The sequence below is a fragment of the Burkholderia sp. WTPI3 genome, from assembly GCF_021483755.1.
In the GTDB taxonomy this organism is placed as follows: domain Bacteria; phylum Pseudomonadota; class Gammaproteobacteria; order Burkholderiales; family Burkholderiaceae; genus Burkholderia.
This window is the reverse complement of the sequence record NZ_JAGIXF010000056.1, coordinates 1-14,043: the sequence shown is the minus strand read 5'-3', so window position 1 is coordinate 14,043 and position 14,043 is coordinate 1. Positions and strand designations below refer to the sequence as shown.

General features: G+C 68.9%; 12 protein-coding genes. 6 read left to right on the top strand and 6 right to left on the bottom strand.

The genetic code is table 11. From position 1 onward, the window contains the following. Positions 1 to 21 precede the first annotated feature (21 nt). Positions 22 to 852, bottom strand: a complete 831-nt coding sequence (locus tag J7024_RS25600) for an alpha/beta fold hydrolase (RefSeq protein WP_124826309.1) — start codon at positions 850 to 852, stop codon at positions 22 to 24. A gap of 27 nt (positions 853 to 879) precedes the next feature. Continuing rightward, positions 880 to 1,632: a maleate cis-trans isomerase family protein gene (locus tag J7024_RS25595; RefSeq protein ID WP_175760893.1), complete on the bottom strand. Its 753-nt coding sequence runs from the start codon at positions 1,630 to 1,632 to the stop codon at positions 880 to 882. 298 nt (positions 1,633 to 1,930) lie between these two features. Between J7024_RS25595 and J7024_RS25590 the strand changes: the two genes are divergently transcribed. From J7024_RS25590 to J7024_RS25575, 4 genes are all read left to right on the top strand, one after another. Beyond that, the gene (locus J7024_RS25590) at positions 1,931 to 3,088 is read left to right on the top strand and encodes an FAD-dependent monooxygenase (protein WP_124830974.1); all 1,158 of its coding nucleotides are present in this window, start codon (positions 1,931 to 1,933) and stop codon (positions 3,086 to 3,088) included. Positions 3,089 to 3,265: 177 nt separating this feature from the next. Further along, entirely contained in the window at positions 3,266 to 3,772 is a 507-nt protein-coding gene (locus J7024_RS25585; protein ID WP_124830973.1) for a (2Fe-2S)-binding protein, read from the top strand. Then, complete coding sequence (locus J7024_RS25580) at positions 3,762 to 6,209, top strand: c-type cytochrome (RefSeq protein WP_234745576.1); 2,448 nt, start codon at positions 3,762 to 3,764, stop codon at positions 6,207 to 6,209. The genes J7024_RS25585 and J7024_RS25580 overlap by 11 nt, the downstream gene beginning before the upstream one ends. Positions 6,210 to 6,444: 235 nt before the next feature. Further along, positions 6,445 to 6,777 carry a hypothetical protein gene (locus tag J7024_RS25575; RefSeq protein WP_124830971.1) on the top strand — a complete coding sequence of 111 codons (333 nt, stop codon included), beginning with the start codon at positions 6,445 to 6,447 and terminating at the stop codon, positions 6,775 to 6,777. A gap of 107 nt (positions 6,778 to 6,884) precedes the next feature. On the opposite strand, the gene mmsB is transcribed toward J7024_RS25575, so the two are convergent. The 3 genes from mmsB to J7024_RS25560 all read right to left on the bottom strand — a co-directional run bounded on the left by mmsB (position 6,885) and on the right by J7024_RS25560 (position 10,760). After that, positions 6,885 to 7,775, bottom strand: coding sequence for a 3-hydroxyisobutyrate dehydrogenase (mmsB, locus tag J7024_RS25570; protein ID WP_234745575.1), 891 nt, complete (start codon positions 7,773 to 7,775; stop codon positions 6,885 to 6,887). Positions 7,776 to 7,789: 14 nt separating this feature from the next. Next, positions 7,790 to 9,316 (bottom strand): CoA-acylating methylmalonate-semialdehyde dehydrogenase, encoded by a 1,527-nt coding sequence (locus J7024_RS25565; protein WP_124830969.1) that lies wholly within the window; start codon positions 9,314 to 9,316, stop codon positions 7,790 to 7,792. A gap of 124 nt (positions 9,317 to 9,440) precedes the next feature. Then, positions 9,441 to 10,760: an MFS transporter gene (locus J7024_RS25560; RefSeq protein WP_124830968.1), complete on the bottom strand. Its 1,320-nt coding sequence runs from the start codon at positions 10,758 to 10,760 to the stop codon at positions 9,441 to 9,443. A 155-nt stretch (positions 10,761 to 10,915) separates the two neighbouring features. Between J7024_RS25560 and J7024_RS25555 the strand changes: the two genes are divergently transcribed. Together J7024_RS25555 and J7024_RS25550 are read left to right on the top strand one after the other, a co-directional pair. Beyond that, the gene (locus tag J7024_RS25555; protein ID WP_124830967.1) at positions 10,916 to 11,875 is read left to right on the top strand and encodes a LysR family transcriptional regulator; all 960 of its coding nucleotides are present in this window, start codon (positions 10,916 to 10,918) and stop codon (positions 11,873 to 11,875) included. A 64-nt stretch (positions 11,876 to 11,939) separates the two neighbouring features. Continuing rightward, a complete protein-coding gene (locus tag J7024_RS25550; RefSeq protein WP_234745574.1) occupies positions 11,940 to 12,734 on the top strand; it encodes a uracil permease in 795 nt (264 codons plus the stop codon). A 365-nt stretch (positions 12,735 to 13,099) separates the two neighbouring features. Here the strand turns inward: J7024_RS25550 and J7024_RS25545 are convergent, their stop codons facing one another. Continuing rightward, entirely contained in the window at positions 13,100 to 13,822 is a 723-nt protein-coding gene (locus tag J7024_RS25545; protein WP_234745573.1) for a haloacid dehalogenase type II, read from the bottom strand. Positions 13,823 to 14,043: the final 221 nt, after the last annotated feature.

The window sequence follows — 14,043 nt, the reverse complement described above, 5'->3', positions numbered from 1 at the left end:
AGGAAAGAGTGGGCGACGCGCTCAGGCCGCGAGCGGCGCGCCGAGGAAGTCGCCGAACGCAGCGTAGAAACCCGCCGCGTTGTCCCACGGAATCATGTGGCCCGCGTCGGGCACGCGGACGTGCCGCATCGCCGGCGTGGCGCGCTGCAGTTCAGCGACGTCGTCGTCGCGCACCACGTCGCCGCGCCCGGCCGTGATCAGCAGCGACGGCACGGTCAGCCGCGCGGCGTCCGCGTGGAAATCGTCGGTATGGAAGCTCTCGTACGTCGCGCGCACCGCGCGCTCGTCGCAGGTGTGCAGCCATTCGGCGCGCAGTTGCAGCTCGGCGTCGGTCCAGGTCGGGCAGAACGCGCGCATCCCTTCGGCGTCGGTGCCGGCGCGCGCGAGCGCCATCGAGTCGATGTACCACGGCAGCTTGCCGGGATAGTCGCGGCGGTTCGGGCCCGACACGGGCGGATCGACGAGCACGACCGATTCGAGCCCGCGGATGGCGCGCCGCGCCGCGCGTGCGGCGATCCGCGCGCCCATCGAATGGCCGACGAGGCTCGTGCGCGGCAGGCCGAGCGCGGCAATCAGCGCAGCGATGTCGTCGGCCTGCGCATCGAGACCGTAGTCGAGCGTCGCCGACGCTTCGGACAGCCCGCGGCCGCGCACGTCGAGCACATAGGTGTCGAACGCCGCGCCGAACACTTCGCCGACGAAGCCCCACGTGATCGCGGGGCTCGTGATGCCTGGGATCAGCACGATCGCCGGGCGCGATGCGCGCGCGCCGGACGCGCCGCCGTAGCGCAGGTAGTGCTGGCGGATGCCGTTGGCGTGGACGTTCGCGCCGTACAGGAAAGTCGAAGACATGGGGAAACTCCGTCGAAAGGGCGGCAATCAGTACGCGCCGGATAGCAGCGCGCCGGCGCCCGGCACGACCGGTTCGAGATCGAGTTCGCGCAGCATCGCGTAGGTGGTCGCGATCGCGGCCGTGATCACCGGCTTGCCCGTCATCGCCTCGACCTTTGCGACGGCCGGCAGCGACGGCATCTGCACGCAGGCGGACAGCACGATCGCATCGGCATCCTGGTACGGCAGCGTCTTCACGATGTCCGGCAGGCGCGCCGGGTCGTGGCGGCCGACGTCCAGGTTGTCCGGAATTTCCAGCGCGCGGTACGCGATCACGTCGTAGCCTTCATTGCGGATGTAGTCGACCACCAGCTCGGTCAGCGGCAACATGTACGGCGCGACCACCACGATGCGCTTCGCGCCGATCACCTTCAATGCGTCGACGAGCGCGCCGGCGCTGGTGATGACGGACGCGTCGCCGCCGTTCTCCTGCGTGCGCTCGCGCAGACGCTTCTGCGACACGCGGTGGTAGCCATGGCCCATCGCCATGATCGCGACGAGGCAGGCATAGCCGAGCACGTCGACGCGCGCGTCGCTCAGCTCCATCGCGCAGCGGTCGGATTCGGCATCCATCGCCGCCAACTCTTTCTTGACGACCTTCTTCATCCGCATCCGGCTCGAGTGATACGTGAAGCGTTCGGGCCGGATCGTTTCGCGCAACCGCAGCATCGCGGGAATCTCGGTTTCCATCGTCGTGTTGGAACTCGGCACGATCTGGCCGATGCGGTAGGTCTTGCTCATGACGGGAGGCTCCGTGTCGGTAAGGGTGGGGCGGCACGCGGATGCGGAATCGCCTGATTTCGAGCAAAGTCTAGTGTGTACATTTGAAAATGGCAATGGATCAAAATGATTGACGATCGATTTGGAGTATTTGATTGCGCGGATTATCCGGGATTTATTGGTGTTTTCCCGTATATCTCGGCTGCCGTCAACAATCCTCTTGTCCGGAATAAATTGAGTGTGTACGCTATATGTACGCCATTCAATCCGCCCGTTCTCGCACCGTGTTCGGCGACGGGCCCACGATCAGGAGATCCGCATGAGCAAACCCCGTATCGCAATCATCGGCGCCGGTCTCGGCGGCACGGCCGCGGCTGCGCTGCTGCAGCGCGGCGGCTACGACGTCGCGCTGTACGAGCAGGCGCCGGCGTTCTCGCGCCTCGGCGCGGGGATCCATCTCGGCCCGAACGTGATGAAGATCATGCGGCGCATCGGCTGCGAGGACGCGCTGGAGACGATGGGCTCGCATCCGGATTGCTGGTACAGCCGCGACTGGCAGACGGCCGACGTGCTGTCGCAGATTCCGCTCGGCGACTACGCGCGCAAGACGTACGGCGCGAGCTACCTGACCGTGCATCGCGGCGATTTCCATGCATTGATGACGCAGGCGGTGACGCCCGGCACGATCCGCTTCGGCAAGCGGCTTGCTGCGGTGGAGGACACCGGCAGCGAGGTGCGCCTGACGTTCGCGGACGGCAGCGTCGATACGGCCGACATCGTGATCGGCGCGGACGGCGTGAATTCGCGGATCCGCGAGCACCTGCTCGGCGCGGAGCCGCCGCGCTATACGGGCTACGTCGCGCATCGCGCGGTGTTCCCCGCGTCGCTGCTCGGCAACAAGCCGTACGACATGTGCGTGAAGTGGTGGTCGGAGGATCGCCACATGATGGTCTACTACGTGACCGAGAAGCGCGACGAGTATTACTACGTGACCGGCGTGCCGCAGGCCGACTGGCCGGAAGGCGTGTCGATGGTCGACAGCAGCCGCGACGAAATGCGCGAAGCGTTCGCGGGTTTTCATGCGGATATCCAGCACCTGATCGACGTGTCGCCGTCGATCACGAAGTGGCCGCTGCTCGAGCGTGATCCGCTGCCGTTGTGGAGCCGCGGCCGTCTCGTGCTGCTCGGGGATGCGTGCCATCCGATGAAGCCGCACATGGCGCAGGGCGCCGCGATGGCGATCGAGGATGCCGCGATGCTCGCGCGCTGCCTCGACGAGGTCGGCATCGGCGATTACGCGGGCGTGTTCGCACTGTACGAGGCGAATCGCGCAGCGCGTGCGTCGAAGGTGCAACTCGTGTCGCACAACAACACGTGGCTGCGCACGAACGAGGATCCGGCGTGGGTGTTCGGCTACGACGTGTTCGGCGTGCCGCTGGAGTCGCCGTCGCGCAGCACTGTCGCGGCCGTCGCCTGACGCACCCGAGCCCCCGGCGCCGTGCGGCGCGCGCCGTATCGCGGATCGATGCGGCGGTACGCGCGCATTTCGGCGTGTTATACGTGAGCAGTGTGCGCGACGCCGAACGTCGCGAGCCGGCGGTCATGCCTGCCGCCGGCCCGGCCCCGGCGCGCACGCTGCCTTCCGGATCCATTCATGTCCCATCCCGCTCCTTCGTCGCGGCCGCTCGCATTTTGCGTGAACGGCACGCCGCATACCTTCGACGATGCGGCGCCCGATGCGCCGCTGCTGCTGGTCCTGCGCAACGACTGCGCGCTGAACGGCCCGAAATACGGCTGCGGGTTCGGACAGTGCGGCGCGTGTACGGTGCTCGTCGACGGGCAGCCGACGCGTGCGTGCGTCGTGCCGGCCGCCGCGGCCAACGGGCGCGATGTGACGACGCTCGAAGGGCTCGGCTCGCGCGACGCGCTGCATCCGATCCAGCGCGCGTTCATCGACGAGCAGGCCGCGCAATGCGGCTATTGCCTGAACGGGATGATCATGAGCACGAAGGCGCTGCTCGACCGCGATCCGTCGCCGGCCGATGCGGCGATCCGCGCCGCACTGCGTTTCAACCTGTGCCGCTGCGGCACGCATCTGGAGATCATCCGTGCGGTGCATCGGGCCGCGCGTTATCTGCGGGGCGACGGCGATGAAGCATGACCTCGGCCTGACCGCGAGGCCCGAACCCGATACAACACGGGACGAGCCGCGCGGTGACGTCGTCGCCGAGTCCGCGCGGCGCCGGGCCGATGCGGCGCGCACGCATCGCGCGCGTTACGAATGGCCGATCGGCGACACACGCGCGCAGGCATCGTTCAGCGTCGAAACCCTGACCGCGCCCGACGGACGGATGACGACGTGGCGGTATCGCGCGCAAGCCGGCGCGACGCCGGATGCGCTACCCGCGGCGACGGACGGCGGGGCATCCGCGCCGTCGTCGCCGTTCGTCTACCGGCACGTGCGGACGTCGATCGAAATCGCCGACGCCGATCGCGCGATTCCCGGCCATGCACACGCATTCGCCCGCGAATCCTTCATCGACGAACTGGCCGGTACGCTGGGCCGCGATCCGGTCGCGCTGCGTCTGCAGCATCTCGATGCGTCGTGCGATGCGGGGCCGCGCGAGATTATCCGGATGGTCAGCGAACGTGCCGCATGGGGCGAATCGACCGCAGCCGAAGCGTATGCGCAGCCGGATACGCGTGTCAGCGGCCGCGGCTTCGCATTCGACGGCGCCGGCACGCTCGGCGCGCCGCTCGACAGCGGGAAGCCGCGAGCCGATGCCGCGCCCGACAGCGCCCCGCACTGGTCCGCGTGGGTCGTCGATCTCGACGTCGATCGCGCGACGGGCAACGTCGCGGTGCGGCGCGTGGTGGCGGGGCAGGGCGCGGGCGAACCGGGTCAGCCGTCGATGGCCGGTCTGCCCGCGTGGCAGGTCGAGGCTGCGATCTCGCGCGTGATGGGCACGCGGTTGTCCGCGCGCCCTGCGCATGACGAGACCGGCAACGGCATGCCGCCGGATACGATCGCGCATGAACTCGTCGCGTTCGAGCCGGCGACCGCCGGTGCCGATCGCGCGCAGCCGTTGTCGACCCGCGATGCGCAATGTATCGAGCAGGCGGCCGCCCCGGCCGCCGCCGCGATCGCGAACGCGCTGTACGACGCGACGGGCGTGCGGTTTCGCGCGCCGCCGTTCGACGCCGCGCGCATTCGTGCGGCGCTGGCACGGCCGGTGCCGGCCGATCTCGCCGAAGGGCAATCGGGCGCACCGCGCCGCCCGTCGCGCTGGCGCCGCTGGCTGGCCGGCGGCGGTGCAGGCGGCGTGGTCGGCGGGCTGATCGGGCTCGCATGCGCGATCCTGCCGGGCCCCGCGCCGATCGCTCCGCTCGCGCCTGGCGGCGCGGACGGCGCAATGTGGAGCGCGGCGACGCTCGAGCGCGGCCGCCTGATCGCGCTCGCCGGCGATTGCGCGGTATGCCACACCGCGCCCGGCGGTGCGACCAATGCGGGCGGGCTCGCGCTCGACACGCCGTTCGGCACGATCTACACGACCAACATCACGCCCGATCCGGAAACCGGCATCGGCGCATGGTCGTATCCGGCGTTCGCGCGCGCGATGCGGGAAGGCATCGGCCGCGACGGCACGCATCTGTACCCGGCATTCCCGTACACCGCGTTCGCGAAGATGAGCGAGCCCGACCTGCTCGCGCTCTATGCGTACCTGATGGCGCAGCCGGCGGTGAAGCACGCGCCGCCGAAGACGAAGCTGCCGTTCCCGCTCGACCAGCGGCGTCTCGTCGCCGGGTGGAACTGGCTGTTTCACGACGCGCGGCCGTTCGCGCCGGATCCGGCGCGCTCCGCGATGTGGAATCGCGGCAAGTACCTGGTCGACGGGGCCGGCCATTGCGGCGCGTGCCACACGCCGCGCAACGCGCTCGGGGCTGAGAAGGGCGGGCGCGCGTACCTCGCGGGCGGCGAGGCCGAAGGCTGGATCGCGCCGCCGCTCGTCGCGTCGCCGGCCGCGCCGGTGCCGTGGACCGAAGGTGCGCTGTTCGACTATCTGCGCACGGGCTTCTCCGCCCAGCACGGCGTCGCGGCCGGGCCGATGGCGCCCGTCGTCGCGGGGCTCGCATCGTTGCCCGAATCCGACGTGCGGGCGATCTCGCACTATCTGGCGTCGCTGTCGCCGTCCGTCGATGCCGCCACGGCCGCGGATGCGGCGACCCGTCGCGCGCACGGCGCGGAAGCCGTCGCGACGCTCGGCCTCGAAAGCGGCCGCCGCGCGTTCGATACCGCATGCGCGGTCTGTCACGCGGAATCGGGCGGCGTCGGGCATCTCGGCGTGCGTCCGTTGATGGGGCTCAACACGAGCGTCAGCCAGGCCGCGCCCGACAATCTGCTGCGCGTGCTGCACAACGGGATCGACCAGCCGGCCACCGCCCGGCTCGGCTACATGCCGGGTTTTCGGGACGCATTCGACGACCGGCAGATGGCCGAGCTCGCCGCGTACATCCGCGCGCGCTACGCGCCGGGGCAACCGGCGTGGCGCAATCTGGAGGAGGCATCGGCGAGGATCCGGCGCGAGGGCGCGCACTGACGGGCGCGCGGGGCGCGACGCTCACGCCGGCCCGGCCTCGCGCGGCAGCCGGGAAAAGCGACGCCCCGGGGCCGCGCAGCACACCGCGCAGGCCGTAAATCTTGCCGGCATCGGTTCATCGTTTAACCATTAGAAACAATGTGTTCACCGAAAGGGGCATGATCTCCGGCGATCGGACAGGCATACTGTCGCCTATGTTGCTCAATGCCGTCGAATCGACGTGCGCTTGCCCCCCATGTCTATCCCTGTCCCTTTTCGATCCCTGCGATGGTTGACCGTCGCGGCTGCTGCATGCTTGCTCGCCGCGTGTTCGACCGCTTCCGACGTGACCGCGACGTCGAACCCGAACGTTTTCACCGTGACGACGCGCACGCTCGGCGTGTCGACGACGTGGGCCGACGCCCATGAAAAAGCCGTCACCGAAGCCACGAACTACTGCTCGCAGCGCGGATTGCGCGCGAGCTTGAAGCAGGAGTCGGTGACCGGCGGCCGCCGTGTCGACGCGCGCTCCGAGCTTGCGTTCGAGTGCCATCCGACCTTCGAGACCGCGTCGAATCCGCGCGGGTAAGCGCCGGTCGCGCGTTCGTGGCGCCCGCGCCCGGGTTCCTCCGAATGTGATCCGGCCCGCGATGCCGTTGACGGGCATCGCGGGCCGGCGCACGTCCGTTTGCCGCGTTACGCGGGTTGCGCTTCGTACAGCTTCACGCACGCGGAGAAGTCCAGCGTGCCGAGCCCTTGCTGGCTCATCGACTGATAGAGCTGCTGCGCGAGCGCGCCCATCCACACCGGCTGCCGCGCGTTGCGTGCGGCTTCCGTCGCGAGCCCGAGATCCTTCAGCATCAGGTTCGCCGCGAAGCCGCCGGCATAGCCGCGCGCGGCGGGCGCCGCTTCGTTTACGCCCGGGTACGGGTTGTACGTGTCCGAGCTCCAGCAGCGCCCGGTCGACGTGTTGATGATCCCGGCCAGCACCGAAGGCTCGATGCCGAGCGCCGCGCCGAGCGCCATCGCCTCCGACACGCCCATCATCGAGATCCCGAGCAGCAGGTTGTTGCAGATCTTCGCGATCTGCCCGGTGCCCGTGCCGCCGCAATGCACGACGTTCCTGCCCATGTCGAGCAGCACCGGGCGGATGCGCTCGAACAGCGAGTCGGGCGCGCCGACCATGAAGGTCAGCGTGCCGGCCTGCGCGCCGCCGGTGCCGCCCGACACCGGTGCATCGGCGAGCGGGAAGTCGCGCTGCGCGGCCGCTTCGGCCACCGCGCGCACGGTGCCCGGATCGATCGTGCTGCAGTCGACGAATGTCGCGCCGGCGCGCGCGCCGGCCAGCACGCCGTCGTCGCCCAGGTAGACGGCGCGCACGTGTTGCGCGGCCGGCAGCATCGTGATGACCAGCGCGCCGCGCGCGGCCGCATCGCGCGGCGAGGCGGCGGCCGTCGCGCCCGCGCGCACCGCGGCGTCGACCGCGTTCGCGTCGAGGTCGAACACCGTCAGCGCGTGGCCGGCCTTGAGCAGGTTGGCGGCCATGGGGCCGCCCATGTTGCCGAGTCCGATGAATGCGATTTCCATGTGCGGGCCCTCGCTCAGCGCAGCGCGATCGTCGTGTTCACGCCGCCGGCCGTCGCATCGTCGTCGAACCAGCGCGCAGTGACCGTCTTCGTCTGCGTGTAGAACTGCACGACCTGCTTGCCGTACGGGCCGAGATCGCCGAGCTTCGAGCCGCGCGAGCCGGTGAAGCTGAAGTAGGGCACCGGCACCGGGATCGGGATGTTGATGCCGACCTGGCCGACGTCGATCTCGCTCTGGAACTTGCGCGCGGCCGCGCCGCTTTGCGTGAACAGCCCCACGCCGTTGCCCATCGGGTTCGCGTTGACGAGTGCGATCGCTTCGTCGAGCGTGTCCGCTTCGAGCACGACCACCACCGGCCCGAAGATTTCCTCCTGGTAGATCGACATGTCGGTCGTCACGCCCGAGAAGATCGTCGGGCCGACGAAGTTGCCCTGCTCGTAGCCGGGCACCTTCACGTCGCGGCCGTCGAGCAGCAGCGTCGCGCCTTCCTTCACGCCGGCGTCGATCAGCGACAGGATGCGTGCCTTCGCGGCCTTCGACACGACCGGACCGACGTCCGTGCCGGCTTCGGCGCCTGCGTTGACCTTCAGTGCCTTCGCCTTCTCGACGAGATCGGGCAGCCAGTCGCGCGCCTGGCCGACGAGCACGACGACCGACGTCGCCATGCAGCGCTGGCCGGCCGCGCCGAAGCCGGCGCCCACCAGCGCGTTGATCGACTGCTCGCGATGCGCATCCGGCAGCACGACGGCGTGGTTCTTCGCGCCCATCATCGACTGCACACGCTTGCCGTGCTGGCTGCCGAGGTTGTACACGTGCGTGCCGACGCGCGTCGAGCCGACGAACGAGATCGCCTTGATGTCCGGATGCGTGCAGAGACGGTCGACCACGGTCTTGCCGCCATGCACGACGTTCAGCACGCCCTGCGGCACGCCGGCCTCGATCGCGAGTTCGACGAGCTGCATCGTCGACAGCGGATCCTGCTCCGACGGCTTCAGCACGAACGTGTTGCCGCACACGATCGCCATCGGGAACATCCATAGCGGAATCATCCCGGGGAAGTTGAACGGCGTGATGCCCGCGCATACGCCGATCGGCTGGCGCAGCGTGTAGGTGTCGACGCCGCCCGCGACGTTCTCCGCGAATTCGCCTTGCTGCAGCGTGCCGATCGAGCACGCATGCTCGACCACTTCGAGGCCGCGGAAGATGTCGCCCTGCGCGTCGGGCAGCGTCTTGCCTTGCTCGGCCGTCAGCGTCTTCGCGATCCGTTCGAGGTTGCGGCGCACCAGATCCTGGAACTTCAGCATGATGCGCAGGCGCGCGCCGATCGGCGTCGTCTTCCACGTCTGGAACGCGCGCTGCGCGGATGCGATCGCGGCATCGACCTCGTCGAGCGTGGCGTACGGCACGCGGCCGATCACTTCCTGCGTCGCGGGGTTCACGATGTCCCCCCATTCGGCGCTTTGCGATTCGACGAACGCGCCGTCGATCAGCAGCTTGGCGGTGGGCAGGGCGAGGGTGGTCTGGGGAACTGCGGCGTTCATGGAACTCTCCGGGAAACGGTGGTGCGAAGAAAAATGGGGGGCTGCGTCCGTCGCGCGTGCGGCCACGGCGGACGGCAGGTCGAACTGGAATCGGGTCGATGCGGGCCGCTGCACTCGGGTGTGCTCATGCACGCGGCGGACGCATCAATGCGGTACATGCGAGCGCGAACACGCCGAAGCCGACGAGATAAGCGATCACGTAATGCGGCTGGCCGCCGCCGGCCTTGAGCAGCGACGTCGCGATCATCGGTGCGAAGCCGCCGCCGATCACGCCGGCCAGCTGCACCGACAGCGAGATGCCGCTGTAGCGGATTTCCGCCGGGAACTGCTGCGCGAACAGCAGCGACTCGGGCGCATACAGGATCGGGAACACGACGCCGAGGCCGAGCACGATCGCCCACCACGCATACGACGTCTGCTGCGTGCCGAGCATCATGAAGAACGGCGCGGCGAACGCGCACATCAGCACGAGGCCGATCGCGAACATCCGGCGCTGGCCGATGCGGTCGCTGAGATGCCCGCACAGCGGCATCGTGACGAGCGACAGCGCGGCGCCGGCCGTGATCGCGTGCAGCATCCCGGCCTTCGGCAGATGCAGCTGCTGCGTCGCATACGCGAGCGCGAACGTGACGACCATGTAGAACCACGTGTTCTCGGCGGCGCGCGCGCCGACGATCGTCAGCACCTCGCGCGGATGGCGGCGCAGCGCGGCCGTCACCGGCGACTTCTCCGCCTTGCCCTGCTTGCGGACCTTCTCGAAGTCGGGCGACTCGGGCACCTTCGCGCGGATGAACCAGCCGAGGCCGACCAGCGCGATGCTCGCGAGGAACGGCACGCGCCAGCCCCACGACAGCATGTCGGCGTCGGGCAGCGCGGCGACCGCGGCCATCGCGACCGACGACAGGATCAGGCCGAGCCCGACGCCCGTCTGCGGCAGGCTGCCGAACAGCCCCTTGCGGCCCTTCGGTGCGTGCTCGACGGCCATCAGTACCGCGCCGCCCCATTCGCCGCCGACCGCCATCCCCTGCAGGAAGCGCATCGCGATCAGCAGCGCGGCGGCCCAGTAGCCGATGCTGTCGTAGGACGGGATCAGCCCGATCACCATGCTCGGCACGCCCATCAGCAGCAGCGTGATCATCAGCATCGACTTGCGGCCGATGCGGTCGCCGAAGTGGCCGAACACGATGCCGCCCATCGGCCGGCCGATGAAGCCGACCGCGAACGTGCCGAACGCGGCGAGCGTGCCGACGACCGGGTCGAGCGACGGGAAGAAGATGCGGTTGAAAACGAGCGCGGCGGCGGTGCCGTAGAGGAAGAAGTCGTACCACTCGATCGTGGTGCCGGCCATGCTGGCCCAGCCGGCCAGCAGGTAGTGCTTCGCGGTGCGGGCGGGTGCCGGCGCCGCGGCGGTTGCATGCTCATCGAGGGTGGATCGGGTCTGCATGGTGTCTCCGGTTTTATTGCCCGCGGCTCATGGTCCTCAGGTCACGGTCGAGTATAGTTATGCGCAGATCCATGATGTACCGACAAGAAAACCGGTCGGATATGCATTTATGCATATCGACGGCCGGCCCGGAGATATAGCCCCTTTTTCCGCCGATGCGACACGCCACCGAGCCGGTTTCCGGCAACCTGAACTGGGACGACCTGCGTTTTTTCCTCGAAGTCGCCCGCACGCAGCGTGCGAGCGGCGCGGCGAAGCGGCTCGGCGTCGACTACACGACCGTCGCGCGGCGCATCCGCGCACTCGAAACCGCGATGGGCACGCTGCTGTTCGACAAGTCGCGCTCCGGCGGCTTCACGCTGACGGCCGAGGGCCAGCGGCTCGTCGCGTACGCGGATGCGATGGAGACGACCGTGCAGTCCGCATGCGACCAGGTCGCGAATACCGGCCAGGCGCTGTCGGGCCATGTGCGGATCGGGTCGACCGAAGGGTTCGGCTGCTTTTTCCTCGCGCCGCAGCTCGCGCGGTTTCGCGTCGCGCATCCGCATGTGACGGTCGACCTGTTGCCGGTCCCGCATTTCGTCAACCTGCCCAAGCGCGAGGCCGATCTCGCGATCACGCTCGAGCGGCCCGAGCGCGGGCCTTACGTGGTCACGAAGCTGTGCGACTACCAGCTGCGGCTTTATGCGACGCGCGACTATCTCGCGAACCATCCGCCGATCACCTGCACCGACGATCTCGCGCGGCACGCGTTCATCAGCTACGTCGACGATCTCGCGTTCAGCAGCGAGCTGCTGTACCTGGAGCGCGCGGTGCCGGGCGCAACCGCCGGGCTGCGCACGACGAGCGTGATCGCGCAGGTGTTCGCGGCGCTGCAGGGCGGCGCGCTCGCGATCCTGCCGTGCTTCATGGCGGCCACGCAGCCGGCGCTGGTGCCGGTGTTGCCGGACGACGTGGTCGTCACGCGCTGCTTCTGGCTGACCTGTCGCGAGGATCTGCGCAAGCTGCGGCGCGTGACGGCGCTATGGGATTACCTGCGCGCGGCGGCGGATGCGAATCGCGCGTTGCTGATGGGGGAGTCGGAGCGGTTGCGGTTCGTCGGGGATCCTGAATAGCGGACGGGCGGGCGTCGCGAGGGTCGCGACCGCGATTCAGCCGGTTATCGGAGGGGAGGGGGAGATGGCATTGACGCATGCCGGCAAGGTGTTCGTGGTGTGTGTCGCCGTATTCGGCGTGACCGCCTATTGGCTGGCGTCGCGCATGGTGCGCCGCCAGTCGGGCGGCAAGGGCGGTTCGAATGGCGGCGCGGTCGCGTTCTGGTGGCTCGTGTGCTTTTGCCTGGTGTCGCTGTGTTTCCCGTTCGCGTACTGGATTGGCGACGAGTTGTACGTGCTGGCCGTTTCGCCGAAATACCCGGCGACCGTCGTGTCCTACCAGTCCGAGTGGGACACCTGCGAGCGCCGCGACAGTTCGGGGCGAACCTCGACGTACCGGTGCATCAAGTACACGTCGATGCTGGAAGCCGTGCTGCCGGACGGCCAGCGGGTCGTGTTGCCTGGCAACATCCGCTCGGGTAGCATGCCGGTCATCGGCGAGGCCGTCGACGTCGTCTTGCCGCCCGGCTCGGGCCAGTTGCACGAACGCAGCGTGCGCAGCGTCGGCCTGCTGGCAGGCGGCGCGCTGATGGTCGCGATGCTCGGCTATTTCCTGTACCTGATCGCGGCTTACGGGGCGGGGAAGACGCTCGACGGCGCGGCCCGCATCGGGATGGCCGTGGTGCTGAACGGGCTCGTGCCGCTCGGCGCGCTGCTGATGGAAATCGGCTTCCTGAGCGTGCCTTACCGCTACTGGGCGCACGGTAATCCGCAGCAGTGGCCGGTGTGGTTGCTGGGGCTGTGCATGCTGTTCGCGCTCGCGCTGCTGCCGTTGCTGATCCTGTATGCGCGCAACGCGTGGCGCGCCGTGGCGAAGTAGCATGTGCGCACCGACAGCCGCCAGGACACGGTCGTGGAAATTCATTCGCAATAGCGTTCGATTGCCGGCCCGAGCATGTATGGCCGCATTTCCTGCGCGCGCGGATGGACGACACGCGGCCGCTGCTGTTCCGTCCCGGCGTGCCGAAGCCGGTCAGTTGCCGCGTGCTCGAAGGCACGCCGGCCGTCGGCCATACGCGGCAGTGCACGACCGATCGCGGCACCATCGACCAGCGGATTCTCGTGCTCGATGAAAATCGCCGGCTGTGCTACCGGATGGTGGCGCCGACGGTCTGGTGTCGCGACCGGACGTTCCGCCCGCCACGCATCGCGAGCGGCGCCACCCCGGTCATGCCCGGCCGTCGCTCACCCCGGACAACCGAGCCGGTCCGCGAGTTCGTTCAGATCTTTAACGTCGAAATCCCACGCGTCGTCCGCTTTCAGGTCGGTCGTTTGGGCAGGCCCGTGTTCGGTCGGGCGCAGCACGAACGCGGTGGACAGCCCCAGTTGCCGCGCGGCGGCGAGATCGCCGTTGTGCGCGGCGACCAGGCACAGCTCGGCCGGCGCGATGCCGAGAATCTCGACCGCTTCGGTATACACCTTCGGCGACGGCTTGTACGCGCGCGCGACTTCGGCGCCGAGAATCGCGTCCCACGGCAGGCCCGCGTGTTTCGCGACGTCGATCATCAGCCGGATATTGCCGTTCGACAGCGGGGCGATCACGTAGCGCCGTTTCAGGCGCTGCAGCGCCGCGACGGCATCCGGCCACGGATCGAGCCGGTGCCACGCGAGGGTGAGCGCATCGATCTCCGCATCGGGTACGCCGTCGATGCCGTAGCGATCGAGCGTGCGCACGAGATTCTCGCGATGCAGCACGTCGAGCCGCACGTAGCGCCTGCGTCCGCTGCGGATCTCTTCCATCGACGGCGAATATTCGCGCCGCCACGTATCGGCGAATTCGAACGGGTCGAGCGCCGGCGCATGGCGCGCGAGGAATGCGGCGGCATCGCGCGCGACACCGTTTCTCCAGTCGACGATCGTACCGAATACATCGAAAACGAGCGCCTTGATCTCGGCAGGATTCGTCATGTGATTCCGTGAAGGTCGAACGGGGGGAGACGGCACGCGGCGTTGCTGCAATGCGCGATGCCGGGTCGAACGACATTGAAGCACGGATGGGAAAGCGCGGCTGGCCGCGATGGACGGCGAGGCGGCCGGCGAGCTGCCGCGTGGTCCGGACGCACGGGCACCCGCCGGGGCCGTGTGGCCCGGGCGGGTTGGTTCATGTCACGCAGGGTGCGTCCAGGCGG

Coding starts and splice junctions, on each gene's coding strand:
- J7024_RS25595 (WP_175760893.1), bottom strand. CDS start 1,632: ATGAGCAAGACCTACCGCATCGGCCAGATCGTGCCGAGTTCCAACACG.
- J7024_RS25560 (WP_124830968.1), bottom strand. CDS start 10,760: ATGCAGACCCGATCCACCCTCGATGAGCATGCAACCGCCGCGGCGCCG.
- J7024_RS25590 (WP_124830974.1), top strand. CDS start 1,931: ATGAGCAAACCCCGTATCGCAATCATCGGCGCCGGTCTCGGCGGCACG.
- J7024_RS25550 (WP_234745574.1), top strand. CDS start 11,940: ATGGCATTGACGCATGCCGGCAAGGTGTTCGTGGTGTGTGTCGCCGTA.
- J7024_RS25585 (WP_124830973.1), top strand. CDS start 3,266: ATGTCCCATCCCGCTCCTTCGTCGCGGCCGCTCGCATTTTGCGTGAAC.
- J7024_RS25545 (WP_234745573.1), bottom strand. CDS start 13,822: ATGACGAATCCTGCCGAGATCAAGGCGCTCGTTTTCGATGTATTCGGT.
- J7024_RS25565 (WP_124830969.1), bottom strand. CDS start 9,316: ATGAACGCCGCAGTTCCCCAGACCACCCTCGCCCTGCCCACCGCCAAG.
- J7024_RS25600 (WP_124826309.1), bottom strand. CDS start 852: ATGTCTTCGACTTTCCTGTACGGCGCGAACGTCCACGCCAACGGCATC.
- J7024_RS25555 (WP_124830967.1), top strand. CDS start 10,916: ATGCGACACGCCACCGAGCCGGTTTCCGGCAACCTGAACTGGGACGAC.
- mmsB (WP_234745575.1), bottom strand. CDS start 7,775: ATGGAAATCGCATTCATCGGACTCGGCAACATGGGCGGCCCCATGGCC.
- J7024_RS25575 (WP_124830971.1), top strand. CDS start 6,445: ATGTCTATCCCTGTCCCTTTTCGATCCCTGCGATGGTTGACCGTCGCG.
- J7024_RS25580 (WP_234745576.1), top strand. CDS start 3,762: ATGAAGCATGACCTCGGCCTGACCGCGAGGCCCGAACCCGATACAACA.